The sequence below is a fragment of the Bacillus sp. AK124 genome, assembly GCF_053903085.1.
Genome location: NZ_CP096378.1, coordinates 432,396 through 447,826, shown reverse-complemented (window position 1 = coordinate 447,826; position 15,431 = coordinate 432,396). Strand labels below are relative to the sequence as shown.

Genomic DNA, 15,431 nt, shown 5'->3' with positions numbered 1-15,431 from the left:
AGACTGCCTTTCTTCGCAGCAACCCCGGAAACCGCTTTCAAACAATCGCTCCCCGGCAGCCTTCTGTCTTTATGACAAGCCTTTCTTTTCCACAGGAGGTTCTCGCATGAAAAAAGTGAAAAACAGGTGGCTCATTGCTTTATGTGCTGTAGGTATTCATTTGTCTATCGGGTCTGTATACGCATGGAGCGTCTTTACAAACCCGCTCGCTGAAACCTTCGGCTGGAGCCTCAGCCAGATCAGCCTGACGTTCAGCATCGCTATTTTATTTCTCGGTCTTTCAGCCGCATTTTTGGGGCACTTCGTCGAAAAGCACGGCCCTAAAAAAGCAGGCATGCTTGCCGCTCTTTTCTTCGGAGCTGGCGTGACGTTTTCAGGCTTCGCCGTTCAGATCGGCTCCCTTCCCCTGCTTTATTTGTTTTACGGCGTCTTCGGAGGAATCGGACTCGGCGTCGGCTATATTACGCCCGTATCTTCGCTTGTTAAATGGTTTCCTGACCGCCGCGGCTTGGCTACGGGGCTAGCCATTATGGGATTCGGATTTGCGGCCTTGATCAGCAGCCCGATCATACAGATGCTGATCTCAGCGGTCGGTATAGCCAATACCTTTTTTATTCTCGGCATTTGCTACTTTCTTGTGATGATGCTGTCTTCGCTTTACCTCGCTCCGCCGGAAGACGGCTGGAAGCCTGAAGGATTTTCAACCGAAAAAAACGGAAAGGCGCAAAGCGCCGATATTTCCCAGCTGACGGCAAATGAAGCCATTAAAACGAAACGCTTTTATTATTTATGGCTGATGCTTTTTATTAATGTTACGTGCGGAATCGCCATCATATCCATCGCTTCGCCGCTGGCGCAGGAAAGTGCGGGCATGTCCGCCGCCGCTGCTGCCGCTCTCGTCGGCGTTTTGGGCGCATTTAACGGCTTAGGGCGGATCGGCTGGGCCTCAGCATCTGATTACATCGGCCGGCCGAATACGTATACCGTCTTTTTCGCTGTACAGCTGATCGCCTTTCCGCTTTTGCCGTTTATTTCTGACAAGGCCGTATTCTCTGTTTTGATGGCATTGATCTATACGTGCTATGGAGGCGGGTTTGCCGCAATTCCGGCTTATATCGGGGATTTGTTCGGAACAAAGCAGCTCGGTGCAATTCACGGATACATTTTAACGGCATGGGCGGCGGCAGGACTTGCGGGCCCGATGTTCTCTTCTTGGGTGCGTGATGCAACAGGAAGCTACAGCCAGAGCCTGACGGTTTTCGCAGCACTGTTCGCCATCGGCCTGTTCATTTCGATCTTCATTAGAACCGACATTAAACAGTTGCGAAAAAAAGCGGCGGTTCATGTCTCAAACTCGATAAAAGGATGATCTGGCAGTATCCGCTGGAAAGGAGAGAATGGAATGGGAAAAACAAAGCATGAAGGTCCGATGAAGCTGAATAAAAAACCCGCGCCAAAACTGTGGGCGTCTTGGGCGCCGCTGGGACTCGGAAAGGTAAAGCCAAAGCATATCAGAGATACGATGAAAACGGCGTGGGACAATAAAGACAACCTTTCGTACGCCTACAGAATTTTGACGCAAGGCGTGTGCGACGGCTGTGCGCTCGGTGTATCCGGGCTCCGTGATCAGACGCTCGCAGGGCCTCATCTATGCACGACGCGGCTGAACGTCCTCCGCTTAAATACGATGCCTGCGATCGAGGACAAATGGCTGTCCGCCGACATTGAACAGCTGAGAAAGCTGGATAGCACCGAGCTGAGAAAGCTCGGACGTATCCCTTATCCGCTGTCGAGAAAAAAAGGAGAACGGTCGTTTTCGAGAATTTCATGGGACGAAGCACTCAGCCGAATCGCGGACAAAATCAAATCGATTGATAAACGACAGCTCGCCTTTTATTTAACGGCCAGGGGTATTACGAATGAGGTATACTATACAGCCGCAAAAGCGGCTCGGTTTATCGGCACAAACAACATTGACAACGCCTCGCGGATCTGCCACTCGCCAAGCAAAACGGCTTTAAAAAGGTCCCTTGGCATCGGCGCCTCAAGCTGCAGCTACCGAGACTGGATCGGGACGGATGTCCTCGTCTTCTGGGGATCTGTCGCCGCCAATAACCAGCCGGTGTCAACAAAATACATGTATGCCGCCAAAAAAGCGGGAACAAAAATCATTATGATCAACCCGTACCTGGAACCTTCGATGGAGAAATACTGGATTCCATCGATAGCTGAGAGCGCCCTTTTCGGCACCAAAATCACTGATGACGTATACCAAGTCAATATCGGCGGCGACATTGCCTTTATGAACGGGGTAATGAAGCACTGGTTTGAAATGGAACGGGAGGCCCCCGGTTCAAGCATTGACCGCGCTTTTATCGAAGCACACACAAACGGATTCAATGAGCTTAAACAGCATATCGAAAAACAAAATTGGAAGACGCTTGAAGAGTCATCCGGCATATCGAAAGATAGAATGAAAGAATTCGCCATCTTGCTGGCCCGGGCGAAAACCGGCGTTTTCATTTGGAGCATGGGACTCACACAGCACCGTTTTGCGACCGACAACATTTCACAGGTGGCAAATCTCGCCCTTTTACAAGGATTCATCGGCAGAAAGCATTGCGGCCTTATGCCGATCAGAGGGCACAGCGGTGTGCAGGGTTCTGGAGAAATGGGTGCCGATCCTTTCGTCCTGCCAGGCGGTGATTTTGACGAAGAAACTACCGCACGGATCGAGAAGATTTGGGGCTTCCGTATACCGACTTGGCAAGGCGATACGATCGGCCAGACAATCGAAAACATGCTGCTGCCGAACGAAAGCGAAAGAAAAGTAAAAGTGTTTTATACGAGCGGAGGCAACTTTTTGGAAACGATGCCGAACCCCGATTTTATCAAAAAAGCATTACAGGAAGTTGAGATGAGAGTCCATCAGGACATCATCTTCAATACTTCCACCCTTGTCGATGCCAAAGAAGAAGTTATCATTCTCCCCGCAATGACAAGATATGAACAGCCTGGCGGAGGAACCTCGACCAGTACGGAACGGATGGTCTATTTCAGCCCTGAAATTAAAGGACCGCGCATCGGAGAAGCCCGTTCTGAATGGGAAATTTATATGGATCTTGCCAAACGGGTTCGGCCCGCAGACAAAGAACTGATCCATTTTGACGACGCTGCAGAAATCCGTGAAGAAATCGCTGCTGCCAACAGGAATTATGACGGGATTCAGCATTTAAAAAAACGCGGAGATGTCTTTCAATGGGGCGGCGCCTGGCTTTGTGAAGGCGGGATGTGTCCGACGGCAGACGGTAAGGGTAACCTGATCCCCGTCGATCTTCCTGAAAACAGACAAACTGAAGGACGCTTCCTCGTGACGACAAGGAGGGGAAAACAGTTCAACTCGATGATTTATAGTGAAAAAGATCCTTTCAACGCGGCAGATCGCCGGGATGTCATGATCAATCCAAAAGATGCCGAGGAGCTTTATATTCAAGATGGAGAAGCGATCGTTCTATTCAACCGCTACGGAACTTTCCAAGGCCGGGCAAAATATGCCACCGTACAACGCGGAAACACGGCGGTCTACTGGCCGGAAGGAAATGTCCTGATCCCTAAAGGCGTATACGAAAACCATGCCCGTATTCCGGAATACAACACGGCGGTCATGATTGAAAAGGCGGAGATTTTCCATTCAAGAAAAGATCCGCGCTATGCAGAAAAACGAATCGAAGAACTCGAAATGTCGACAGATTAGCTTAACAGAAGGTCGGGACGGCACTGCGGCCGTCCCGCTCTCGTACGGAGTTACTGAGACAGTTTTACGCCTTCTTCTTTCCATACCTTTTTAAAATCAGAAGCTGAGTCGGCTTCAATCAATTTTCCGCCGCCAGCAGCAGCTACTTTTTTAAGCTTAGCTTTTTCTTTCACGGTTTTCACATCAAGTCCAACAATGTTGACGATTGTTTTAATGTTGGATTTGCGCAGATCTTTCGCTGCCTGAACAGGGTCTCCTCCGCATGTTTCTTCACCGTCTGTCACGATGTAAACATAATTCTTACCATCTTTATCGGCAAGATCTTCTTTTACATCATAAAGAGATTTTGCAATCGGAGACCAGCCTGTAGGCTTAATTCCGCTTAAAGCGTTTTCGAACGAGTTGGAAGAAAACGGCTGCAGATCATAGACGGTTTCCGTCGTACCGCAAGATAGTTCTTTTCCGGAGTTTTTATTGTTGCCTTTATGTCCGAACACATTCAGCATAACATTCGCATCGCTTGAAAGCAGGTCAGCAAAGTCGGTTACGGATTCTTTGGCAATATCAAATTTTCTTTCTCCTTCAACCTTTTGTGCCATGCTGCCGCTTGCATCAAGCACAACTGCAACATTGACATCTTTTTTGCTGTTGTCCGCATTTCCGTCTTCAGCCGCGAAAGCAGCAGCCGGAGCCAATGACAAAAGCATGGTGAACGTTGTTAACAGAGTAAACCTTTTTTTCACCTTTCTCACTTTCCTTTCCGCACTTTTTTTCGGACCGAACTTCCGCATGAGATCTAGTCCACCAACATCGTAAAAGAAGGCTTGATAGAAATAAATAGGCCGGATCTCCTTTTCAAATTCACAAATTCTTCATAATCCTTACGATAATCGACCGACACTTCCACTTAAGTCCTACCAAAAAAGTCCGCTAAAAGACCGTTTTCGTCCCAATAAAACAACAGTTACGACAAATTACCCCTCCAAAGGATTCAGCGGGGTTCAACGTTCTGAAACAATAACTTAATATTTGTAAAGTGTTTTACTTGACTTTTGACATTCTTTTCATCAAAAAAGGAAAGCTGCGGAAACATGTCCACAGCTTTTTTCCAGTTTATTTAGAAAGCTCGATTGCTTCCTGAGTGAAAATTCTTTTGATGTCATTTTTGGTTTTTGCTTGGAAATATTCACCGCCGCCAGCTGCTGCGATGCTTGTCAATTGTCCGTGAAAATCTCCTTCATAATCAAAGCCGATTACGTTGACAACCGCATTAGATTTGCGCAGTTCTGTTGCGACTTTTACCGGGTTGCCTCCACATGTTTCCTCACCGTCTGTCAGCAGATAGACGACGTTTTTCCCGTTGTTGTTCTGCTGGTCAAGCGCGTTTTTGGCATCTTGCAGCGCGTTTGCGATCGGTGTCCATCCAGTCGGTCCGATGCCGTTTAATGAATTGCGGAAGCTTTGCTCGTCATACGTTTGGAATCCGTACACTCCTCTGATTGCATTGCAGGATTGTACTTTTCCGGAGTTTTTATTGTTTCCCTCTGAACCGAAAACCCTCATGAGCACGTTTGCATTTTCAAGCTTTGAACCAAAGCTGAACGCCTCATTTTTGGCAAGCTCGTATTTTGAGACTCCGCCGATCTTTTTAGCCATACTGCCGCTTGCATCAAGCATAATCGCGATGTTAGGCGAATCTTCAGCAACTGTTACCTCCTGTTTTTTCTCAGCTGCGAAAGCAGGTGAACCAAGGCTAAGAACCATAGCGGTCAAAATCCCTAATGTCAGCTTCTTCTTCATTTCTCCCTTTCCCCTTTCTTAAATAAAGTCGTTAACACATTAATATCGTAGAAGAACACCAGGGAGAAATAAATAGGGCATGTCTCCTTTTCCTCGTTATTCATTTCAGCATACAACAAGCAGATAAAATAGACTTTATAGCCTGTGAACCCTTATATTGACAAGAGATTCACGGCCTTTTGACGCTGTTCAGCAAGCCCTCCGGCACATGATTCTTGAAATATTTGTATAATATTTTGGCGCACATCAACTTCATGAGAATGCCAAATTTGATGACATTCAAAAAGACGCCGCCAATGAGGCAGACGTCTCTTTATTATTTTTTCGCCATGTATTTATTTAAAAATTCATCAGCATTGGATACGGCTGTTCCTTTGTAATAATACTTGACGATGGCTTCCGCTTTCTTGCCGTCTTTCGCCATATAATGTGCGCCGTATTGGCTCATTCCTACTCCATGTCCAAAACCCCTCGTCGTGACGGTAATCTGATTCCCGTCGCGTTTCCAATCAAAGTCTGCCGATTTGAGGCCGAGCTTTTCACGAATATCTCTTCCCTCAAGCTTCTTTCCATTAATGACAGCAGTCGCTACGCGTTTTCCCGGCGTTCTTTCAGTGATCTTCCCAATGCTGTTTGAGCTGGGCAGCTTCACGCCGAGCTTTTGTTCAAATTCAGTGACAGTAAACGTTTTGTGGTTCAGGAATTTCGGCGACTTTGTATCCCAGGAGCTTTTCACGCTTTGCAGGTACGGAATATCACTTGTCCAATAAGCCCCCGCATTCTCGGTGTACCCGTTGCTCGTCGAGAAAAACGAAGCGTCAATTGGCTTATGATCATAGGTTAAAATTTTGCCTTGCGTACTGGCGACAGCTTCGGTCACTTTTTTGATTTTCCAATCGTAATCTTTCTTCCACAGCCTGCGGAGCTCTTCTTTGTTTTTATACACCTGGAACATCTGCGTATCATCGACGAGCGAGCCCTTCGGCGATCGGACAGCCTGCTCTGATACCATTTGCCTCACAATATATGTGCGGGCCGCGAGCGCTTGTGCTTTCAAAGCTTCGATATCGAAATCAGCCGGCATTTCCGAAGCAACGACACCAATGACATACTCTTCAAGCGGAATGTCTTCAACTTTCCGGTCAGCCGTTCTGTAGACCGGAATTGAAACGGGAGACTCTTTTAAGGTGACTTTCTTTTTTTCCTCGTGTTGCTGAGCGTGCTTTTCTGTTTTGATTGCCCCCGGTCCCCCGTGAAAAGGGAGGACAAGCAGTGTTGGTATGAGTAAAATCAGCATGCAGATTCCTGCTAGTACAATAAATAGCTGTTTCAAATCAGTGCCCCCATTTCTGTTTTGTCTCTTTCATTTTATGGGCGGGGACAAGCTAATATGACTGTACTTTTCAACTGCGGCTGCGTATTTTAAAAGCCATTCTTGTGCATAATGATAGATATGGGAGGCATACTGATATAGAATACTTGAAACATAAAAATCAGTATGCCGGATGACATACTGATTTCACGTTGATTTATGCGTTTAAATCGGATACAACTTCTTTATTTTCAATATGAACCGCTTCTTCATCGTTAACGCGCTCAATATCAGCACCGATACCGGCAAGTTTTTGGTGGAAGTTGACATATCCCCGGTCTAAATGTTTTAATTCGGTTACGCGCGTATGACCGTCAGCGACAAGGCCAGCAAGGATAAGAGCTGCGCCGGCGCGAAGATCCGTTGCGGCCACCTCAGCACCTTGTAGCTGCACAGGACCATTAATAATGACAGAACGGCCTTCGATTTTAATATCTCCGTTCATACGGCGGAATTCTTCCGCATGCATGAAGCGGTTCTCAAAGACGGTTTCTGTGATCATGCTGGTTCCATTTGCGCGCATCAAAAGAGCCATCATCTGAGACTGCATATCAGTCGGGAAACCTGGATGTGGCATTGTTTTTAAATCAATAGGCTTCAATTCAGAAGGACCGATGATCCGAAGACCGTCTCCTTCTTCCATGATTTGAACGCCCATTTCTTCCATTTTCGCAATTAAAGATGTTAAGTGCTCAGGAACCGCTCCCTTTACCAGTACGTTCCCTTCGGTAATCGCAGCGGCAACCATGAACGTACCCGCCTCGATCCGGTCAGGAATAATGGTATGTTTTGTACCATGAAGCGCCTTAACGCCTTCAATTTTAATGGTGCCTGTACCGGCACCCCGAATTTTACCGCCCATTGCATTGATATAGTTAGCCAGATCAACGATTTCAGGCTCTTTAGCAGCATTTTCGAGCGTTGTCGTGCCCTCAGCCAAAGCTGCAGCCATAATCAGGTTTTCAGTTGCTCCGACACTAGGAAAATCAAGATAAATTTTTGCGCCTTGAAGGCGGCCTTCTACAGTCGCTTCAATAAAGCCGTTTCCGACTTTAATTTTTGCGCCCATTGCTTCAAAGCCTTTCAGATGCTGATCGATCGGTCTTGAACCGATTGCACATCCTCCAGGCAAAGCCACTCTCGAGTGACCTGTGCGAGCAAGAAGCGGACCCATCACCAATACAGATGCGCGCATTTTACGAACATATTCAAACGGAGCTTCCGTAGACAAAGTGCGAGATGCATCAACCGTTACTGTATTATTTTCAAAATGTACACTTGCGCCTAAATGACGTAACACTTCGTTAATCGTATATACATCGGAGAGCGTAGGCACATCACATATTACGCTTTTTTCTTCACTGGCTAATAAAGATGCAGCGATAACTGGTAAAACGGCATTTTTTGCTCCTTCAACTTTGACTGTGCCGTTTAACTTTCGACCGCCGCGGACGATGATTTTTTCCAAGGTATTCCCCTCCGCGTCCCAATTTCTCTATATTAATATTCAGTCGTAACGATTGGTGTGCCAACCGTGACGGTAAGTTTTTCGCCCATTCCCGCATTTCTAAGCGAGACTTGCAGATTCATACGGTGTTTTTCTGTCTTGATGGATTCTTTCCACTCGTTAGTGTAAGCAGAAATAGAAACGAAATTTGGTTCGATTAAATCTTCAACTGACTTTGCATCAAATTCATGTACTAGTTCATTTGCTTTTTTTTGCAAAACAACATTCATCATACCATTTAAATGGCCCTTTAGACAAGTAAAAATTGCGGTCTTTTCTCGCATTATGTCGAATGCATCCCGTTCAAACTGCTTATATGTAGTATTCCAGTTTTCCCGTGGTCCCGCGCCTTTTTGCTCATACAATAAATACGAAACAAGTCTCTGGTTTTTGTGGGTGGATACCAAATGTATTTTGGAATTGATGTGATTTTTTTTGTCCTGAAAAACACCTGTTGCTTTAACTGTATCATCGTCTTCCCGCGTTATAGTCCATTGATATTGTCGATGCTGTTTCTTGAAATGTTTCAGTTTTGCAAAAAAATCTTTTTCACTTAGGGTAAGCTGCTTTTTTGTGTGCAGGGTCCATTCTTCAAGCTCGACATCATGGCGGCTCAAACCTTCCGCCAGCTGTTCCAGCGGCGTATTGCCCGCTGCTTCAAGCGATTGAAAGACATGAACAATTAAAAATAAAACCACAATAAAAATGAGGGCATTAACCGTTTGTTTTGTCTTCATTCCGCATCATCCTCTCCTACTCTCCATTGTTGACGGATCGTAGGAAAAGCATACGTGGAAAAACAAGGTCCCCCGGTGATTTTGCGGAATGCGGCGTTACCCACATTTGTCCATTCCCAAAAATTCTTTTACTCAATCATGAAAATAAATTTTGAAGCTGTCTGGAATAATAAAGATAGTCCAGGAAAAAATTGCTGACGGTGGAGCCGACGGCGATTGTAATGATGATCATTAACACCCTCGCCTGAATGACTTTTCCTTTCCTGATAAGCGGATCAATATTGACCGCCAGAAGAGCCCACCAAGTCAATGCAATAAAAAAAAGATGAACGATGATACTGACAGCAGCCTGTTGTCCGATCTCTTCCATTATTGATGACGCCTCCTTACGTTCCAGCCGGTTTGGTGGCTCCGGCCTGCCTAGTCTCTTCTGCTGTGGGATAAAGGAATAATGCCGGTCATTTCAAGTCATTTTAACAGTTTTGATGTTTCATGTTAAGACGTTCATGGATAGAACTTTTTCCCATAGATGGAGTGATCCTCTGTTGCCTGAGGCCAATGTTGAGGAGTTTGCTTGAATGTCTTACATCCTCTTTCTGGCGGAAGAGAACATAGCTTACTATTTTGTATTATAGATAGATTCAAACTAAAAAGGCGAACAATTTGTGAACTTTTTTCAACATTTTCAATTCTGTTTAATCATGAATATAAAAGAACCCTTCCCATCCTTAATATGGGAAGGATCCTCATCTTTATCTCGCAACATCCAACCGGTTAATCGCGCGTTTTAAAGCAAGCTCTGCCCGAATAATGTCAACATCTGGCGTATGCTTTTGCAAACGTTCCTCGGCACGCCGTTTTGCGGCCAAGGCGCGTTCTTTGTCAATTTGTTCAGATGTTTCCGCCGTCTGGGCCAGAATGGTGACATGGTCAGGGCGGACTTCAACTATGCCCCCGCTGACGGCAACCAGCTCAGTTTGACCGTCTTTTTTCAGACGGACTGCAGCAATTTTTAGCGGAGCAACCGTCGGAATATGGCCGGGTAAAATACCAAGCTCACCGCTCTCTGCTCGAACGCTTACCATTTCTATATCCGCATCGTATACTGGGCCGTCGGGAGTAACGATATTGACTTTTAAGGTCTTCATGCTTTTACCCTCCTAGGACCAGATTATACTTCTACACCCATTTCTTTCGCTTTTTCGACAACTTCTTCGATTCGGCCGACAAGACGGAAAGCGTCCTCTGGAAGGTGATCATACTTACCTTCAAGGATTTCTTTAAAGCCTTTTACCGTTTCTTTGACAGGAACGTAAGAACCTTTTTGTCCTGTAAACTGTTCAGCTACGTGGAAGTTTTGCGATAGGAAGAACTGTACGCGGCGCGCACGGCTGACGACAAGCTTATCATCGTCAGAAAGCTCATCCATACCGAGAATCGCAATGATATCCTGAAGCTCTTTATAGCGCTGCAGGATTTGCTGTACTTGGCGGGCCACTTGATAGTGCTCTTCTCCGACGATTTCTGGCGCAAGTGCACGAGAAGTTGAAGCCAGAGGGTCAACCGCAGGGTAAATACCCATTTCAGACAGCTTACGCTCAAGGTTTGTTGTCGCATCCAAGTGAGCGAACGTTGTTGCCGGTGCCGGGTCAGTATAGTCATCGGCAGGAACGTAGATCGCCTGAATCGATGTAACGGAACCGACATTTGTAGAAGTGATCCGTTCCTGAAGCTGACCCATTTCAGTTGCAAGCGTCGGCTGATAACCAACCGCAGACGGCATGCGTCCAAGAAGTGCAGATACTTCAGATCCGGCTTGAGTGAATCGGAAGATGTTATCGATAAAGAACAATACGTCCTGGCCTTCTTTATCACGGAAATGCTCTGCCATTGTAAGTCCTGTCAAGGCAACGCGCATCCGCGCACCAGGCGGCTCGTTCATCTGACCGAAGACCATTGCCGTTTTGCCGATAACGCCGGAATCTTTCATTTCATAGTAAAGGTCGTTTCCTTCACGCGTACGCTCGCCGACACCCGCGAATACAGAGATACCGCCGTGCTCTTGAGCGATGTTGTTGATTAGCTCCTGAATCAAGACGGTTTTTCCAACTCCCGCTCCTCCGAAAAGACCGATTTTTCCGCCTTTAATATATGGAGCGAGCAAGTCGACGACTTTAATACCCGTCTCTAGGATTTCAACCTCGGTTGATAGCTGATCAAATGTTGGAGCTTCTCTGTGAATCGGATCTTTGGCAGCATCAGCCGGAAGCGGCTCATCCAAATCGATGTTTTCCCCGAGTACATTAAATACGCGGCCGAGTGTCACGTTTCCGACCGGAACGGAGATCGGCTCTCCCAGGTCGATGGCTTCCATTCCGCGTGTAACACCGTCAGTTGAAGCCATTGCAATCGTCCGAACTGAATCATCACCCAAGTGAAGCGCTACTTCAAGGGTAAGTTCGATATCTACTTCATTCTCGTTCTGCGCTTTATGTGTAACTTTAATCGCATTATATATTTCAGGCAAGTGACCGTCTTCAAAACGAACGTCTACGACCGGTCCCAATACCTGGCTAACGCGTCCTTTTTTCATCTCTATCCCTCCTGACAAGCTTTTTCTATTCTAAGGCAGCTGCACCGCCGACAATTTCCGTAATCTCCTGCGTAATCGCCGCCTGACGAGCACGGTTGTAAGACAGTTCGAGGTCAGCGATAAGCTCTTTCGCATTGTCCGTTGCGTTTTTCATCGCTGTCATCCGCGCAGCATGTTCACTCGCTTTACTGTCCAGAATCGCGCCGAAAATCAAGCTCTCAGCGTACTGAGGCAGAAGCACTTCCAAAATTTCTTCTTCGTCCGGTTCAAATTCATAGGAAGTTCTTTTTTTGTTTGGCGCGATATCTGATAATGGCAGCAGCTTTTTCTCCGTCACCTCTTGAGAAATCGCGCTGACAAAGTGGTTGTAGAACAAGTAAAGTTCATCAAATGTCTCATCGATAAACATTTGTATCGTACTGTTCGCCAAATCCTTAATTTCTGGAAAGGAAACTTCGTCCCTGATGCCGGTCATTTCGGAAATAACCGGGATGCCGCGTTTTTTGAAGAACTCGCGTCCCATTTTTCCGATCGCGATGACCGCATATTCGTCTTTTGACTGATGGCGCTCCTGGATTTTCTGGTACGCTTTGCGGAGAACGTTAGCGTTAAAAGCACCGGCAAGTCCGCGGTCAGATGTGATGACCAGATAGCCGGTCCGCTTCACGGGACGGCTCGACATCATCGGATGCGTTCCGGTGTATCCAAGCGCAATATCAGCAACGACTTCCTGCATTTTCTCCATGTATGGAACGAACGATTTCGCTTTACTCTCAGCGCGGTTCAGCTTTGAGGCAGAAACCATTTGCTGAGCTTTGGTGATTTGACTCGTTTTTTTATTTGAAGTAATTCTGGATTTAATATCCCGTAATGAGGCCAAAAGGTTTCACCACCTTTTTGTTTTCAAATTCACTCCGAATTTACGTGAAAAAGAGAGAAAAAGAAGATCTTTTTCTCACTTCAAATGTTTAGTTGCTAGGTGCAAACGTACGTTTAAAGCCTTCGATCGCAGCCTTCATGTCCTCGTCGGCCGGAAGGTTTCCTGTCTGAGCAATTGAATCAAGGAGATCTTTATGGTTTTGATCAAGGTACATAAAGAACTCTTCTTCAAAGCGTCTGATGTCCTCTACAGGCACATCATCAAGGAATCCGCGGGTCAGGGCATAAAGAATGGCAACCTGCTTTTCGACGCGGAGCGGCTGGTTCAGATCCTGTTTCAGAACTTCCACTGTACGGGCTCCACGGTTCAGCTTGGCCTGCGTCGCTTTATCAAGGTCAGATCCGAACTGTGCAAATGACTCAAGCTCGCGATAAGATGCCAAGTCAAGACGAAGCGTACCGGCTACTTTCTTCATCGCTTTGATTTGCGCAGATCCGCCGACACGGGATACCGATAATCCAGGGTTGACGGCAGGGCGCACGCCTGAGAAGAACAAATCAGACTGCAGGAAGATCTGTCCGTCTGTGATTGAGATGACGTTTGTCGGAATATAGGCTGAAATGTCGCCAGCCTGCGTTTCAACAAACGGCAATGCTGTTAAAGATCCTCCGCCTTTAGCGTCGCTCAGTTTCGCAGCGCGCTCAAGCAAGCGGGAGTGCAGGTAGAATACATCTCCAGGGAATGCTTCACGGCCTGGAGGACGACGCAGAAGCAAGGAAAGTTCACGATAAGCCGTCGCTTGTTTTGAAAGGTCGTCATACACAACCAGCACGTGTTTTCCGTTGTACATGAATTCTTCACCCATCGTAACACCCGCATACGGCGCTAGATACAATAGCGGTGCAGGCTGTGAAGCGGAAGCTGTGACAACGATGGTATAGTCAAGAGCGCCTTTTTTGCGCAGCGTTTCAACGACACCGCGAACAGTCGATTCTTTCTGACCGATCGCAACATAGATACAAATCATGTCCTGATCTCTTTGGTTCAAGATCGTGTCAATCGCAATCGATGTTTTACCCGTCTGACGGTCACCGATGATCAGCTCACGCTGACCGCGGCCGATAGGAATCAGCGCATCGATCGGTTTAATTCCCGTTTGAAGCGGTTCATGAACGGATTTACGATCCATAACACCAGGTGCCGGGCTTTCGATCGGACGGGTTTTGCTTGTGAGAACCGGGCCCATTCCGTCTACAGGCTGACCGAGCGGATTGACAACGCGGCCGAGCAGCTCTTCACCGACGGGAACTTCCATGATCCGTCCGGTTCTTTTGACTTCGTCACCTTCACGGATGTCTTTGTAAGGTCCCAAAATAACGATACCTACGTTTGATTCTTCAAGGTTCTGAGCTAAGCCCAGCACACCGTTTGAAAATTCGACAAGCTCACCTGCCATACAGTTATCAAGGCCGTGCACGCGTGCGATACCGTCACCGACCTGAATTACCGTACCTACGTCGTGAACTTCTATTTCAGACTGATAATTTTCAATTTGCTGTTTAATAAGAGTGCTAATTTCTTCAGCTTTGATGCTCACTTAGGTTTCACCCCTTCTTTCGATTTTCGCCTGCTAATTGACGTTCTATCCGGTCAAGCTTTCCTCTTACACTGCCGTCATAAATACGGTTCCCGATGCGGATTTTTACTCCGCCGATCAGATCCGGATTCACTTCGTTTCTGACGCGCAGTGAAGCGGCGCCTGCTTCTTTTGCAAACACTTGAGAAAAAGAGGAAATTTCCTCTTCACTGAGCGGTTTTACAGAGTATACGATCGCGTCTTCCGTCCCGCGGAACCGGTTCGCCATTTTAACATAATCGTCCGCGAGATCCGGGACGATTGACGTGCGGCTGCGGTCAACGAGAAGATAAAGCGTATGTAAGACTGCAGTCGAAACAGATCCGAACGAGTCTTTTAAAATCTGCTTTTTCTTTTCAGCGGGCACTTTAGGATGACTCAGAACGGCATTGAGGTCTTTATGATCAATAAATATCTTCTTAACGACGGTCAGCTCTTCTTCTATTTCATTGACCTTCTTGGATTCAAGGGCAATGTCAAACAAAGCGGCTGCGTAGCGTTTGGAGACAGCTGATTGGCTCATCGGCTTTCTCCCACTTCTTTAAGATAGTCTTGGATCAATTTTTCCTGGGCTTGTTCGTCAAGCTCTTTTTCGATCACTTTCGAAGCGATCATCACAGACAGTGATGCAACCTGCTCACGCAGCGCGCTGACAGCCTGGTCTCTTTCTTTGACGATCTCGCTTCTGGCTGATTCTTTCATGCGTTCTGCTTCCTGGCGCGCAGCCTTGATGATTTCATCCTTTTGCTGTTCTCCCAGTTTTTTCGCGTTTTCAATCAGAGAATGGGATTCTTCACGCGCTTCTTTCAAAAGCGCCTGCTGCTCTTCAATGAGCTTCTTCGCTTCTTCATTCTTTTTCTCGGCAGAGGAAATCTCTCCGGTAATGTAGTCTTCACGCTCTTTCATTATATTTAATAGCGGCCCTAAAGCGTATTTCTTCAAGAGCGCTAACAAAATCAGCATGGCAACAAGCTGGAACAGCATAGTTCCGGCATTAAACCCTACTCCTGCACCCATAACCTGTGGTAAAAAAGACATCGAATACGGCAACTCCCTTCTTGCAGATTATCTCTCCGAGGCCATCGAAAAAATGTTCTCCCTCTTTTTTCAAGAGGTTGTTTCTTCCGGCCGTTATGACAGTTCAAGCAACCA

General features: G+C 46.7%; 14 protein-coding genes. 2 read left to right on the top strand and 12 right to left on the bottom strand.

All coding sequences use genetic code 11. The annotated features are described in order from the left end of the window. The first annotated feature begins 106 nt into the window (after nucleotides 1-106). Complete coding sequence (locus M1E06_RS02155) at nucleotides 107-1,369, top strand: L-lactate MFS transporter (RefSeq protein WP_023857091.1); 1,263 nt, start codon at nucleotides 107-109, stop codon at nucleotides 1,367-1,369. A 33-nt stretch (nucleotides 1,370-1,402) separates the two neighbouring features. Next, on the top strand, nucleotides 1,403-3,754 hold the full coding sequence (locus tag M1E06_RS02150) for an FdhF/YdeP family oxidoreductase (RefSeq protein ID WP_023857090.1): 2,352 nt from the start codon (nucleotides 1,403-1,405) through the stop codon (nucleotides 3,752-3,754). A 50-nt stretch (nucleotides 3,755-3,804) separates the two neighbouring features. Here M1E06_RS02150 and M1E06_RS02145 read toward each other — a convergent pair whose 3' ends face one another. The 12 genes from M1E06_RS02145 to atpF form a co-directional block, all read right to left on the bottom strand. Beyond that, on the bottom strand, nucleotides 3,805-4,497 hold the full coding sequence (locus tag M1E06_RS02145; RefSeq protein WP_023857089.1) for a VWA domain-containing protein: 693 nt from the start codon (nucleotides 4,495-4,497) through the stop codon (nucleotides 3,805-3,807). 370 nt (nucleotides 4,498-4,867) lie between these two features. Further along, nucleotides 4,868-5,554, bottom strand: coding sequence for a VWA domain-containing protein (locus tag M1E06_RS02140; RefSeq protein WP_023857087.1), 687 nt, complete (start codon nucleotides 5,552-5,554; stop codon nucleotides 4,868-4,870). 316 nt (nucleotides 5,555-5,870) lie between these two features. Further along, the gene (spoIID, locus tag M1E06_RS02135; protein WP_023857085.1) at nucleotides 5,871-6,887 is read right to left on the bottom strand and encodes a stage II sporulation protein D; all 1,017 of its coding nucleotides are present in this window, start codon (nucleotides 6,885-6,887) and stop codon (nucleotides 5,871-5,873) included. A 196-nt stretch (nucleotides 6,888-7,083) separates the two neighbouring features. Beyond that, complete coding sequence (gene murA, locus M1E06_RS02130) at nucleotides 7,084-8,394, bottom strand: UDP-N-acetylglucosamine 1-carboxyvinyltransferase (protein ID WP_023857084.1); 1,311 nt, start codon at nucleotides 8,392-8,394, stop codon at nucleotides 7,084-7,086. Between the two features lie 32 nt (nucleotides 8,395-8,426). After that, nucleotides 8,427-9,170 (bottom strand): YwmB family TATA-box binding protein, encoded by a 744-nt coding sequence (locus tag M1E06_RS02125; protein WP_020453253.1) that lies wholly within the window; start codon nucleotides 9,168-9,170, stop codon nucleotides 8,427-8,429. A 136-nt stretch (nucleotides 9,171-9,306) separates the two neighbouring features. Then, nucleotides 9,307-9,540, bottom strand: a complete 234-nt coding sequence (locus tag M1E06_RS02120) for a DUF1146 family protein (protein WP_003186001.1) — start codon at nucleotides 9,538-9,540, stop codon at nucleotides 9,307-9,309. Between the two features lie 382 nt (nucleotides 9,541-9,922). Beyond that, nucleotides 9,923-10,318, bottom strand: a complete 396-nt coding sequence (locus tag M1E06_RS02115; RefSeq protein ID WP_020453254.1) for a F0F1 ATP synthase subunit epsilon — start codon at nucleotides 10,316-10,318, stop codon at nucleotides 9,923-9,925. Nucleotides 10,319-10,341: 23 nt separating this feature from the next. Further along, complete coding sequence (atpD, locus tag M1E06_RS02110) at nucleotides 10,342-11,763, bottom strand: F0F1 ATP synthase subunit beta (RefSeq protein WP_020453255.1); 1,422 nt, start codon at nucleotides 11,761-11,763, stop codon at nucleotides 10,342-10,344. A gap of 25 nt (nucleotides 11,764-11,788) precedes the next feature. Further along, nucleotides 11,789-12,643, bottom strand: coding sequence for an ATP synthase F1 subunit gamma (gene atpG, locus M1E06_RS02105; protein ID WP_020453256.1), 855 nt, complete (start codon nucleotides 12,641-12,643; stop codon nucleotides 11,789-11,791). Between the two features lie 88 nt (nucleotides 12,644-12,731). Further along, entirely contained in the window at nucleotides 12,732-14,240 is a 1,509-nt protein-coding gene (atpA, locus tag M1E06_RS02100) for a F0F1 ATP synthase subunit alpha (protein ID WP_020453257.1), read from the bottom strand. 7 nt (nucleotides 14,241-14,247) lie between these two features. Next, nucleotides 14,248-14,802 (bottom strand): F0F1 ATP synthase subunit delta, encoded by a 555-nt coding sequence (locus M1E06_RS02095; RefSeq protein WP_020453258.1) that lies wholly within the window; start codon nucleotides 14,800-14,802, stop codon nucleotides 14,248-14,250. Beyond that, nucleotides 14,799-15,317: a F0F1 ATP synthase subunit B gene (atpF, locus tag M1E06_RS02090; RefSeq protein WP_020453259.1), complete on the bottom strand. Its 519-nt coding sequence runs from the start codon at nucleotides 15,315-15,317 to the stop codon at nucleotides 14,799-14,801. The genes M1E06_RS02095 and atpF overlap by 4 nt, the downstream gene beginning before the upstream one ends. Nucleotides 15,318-15,431 lie beyond the last annotated feature (114 nt).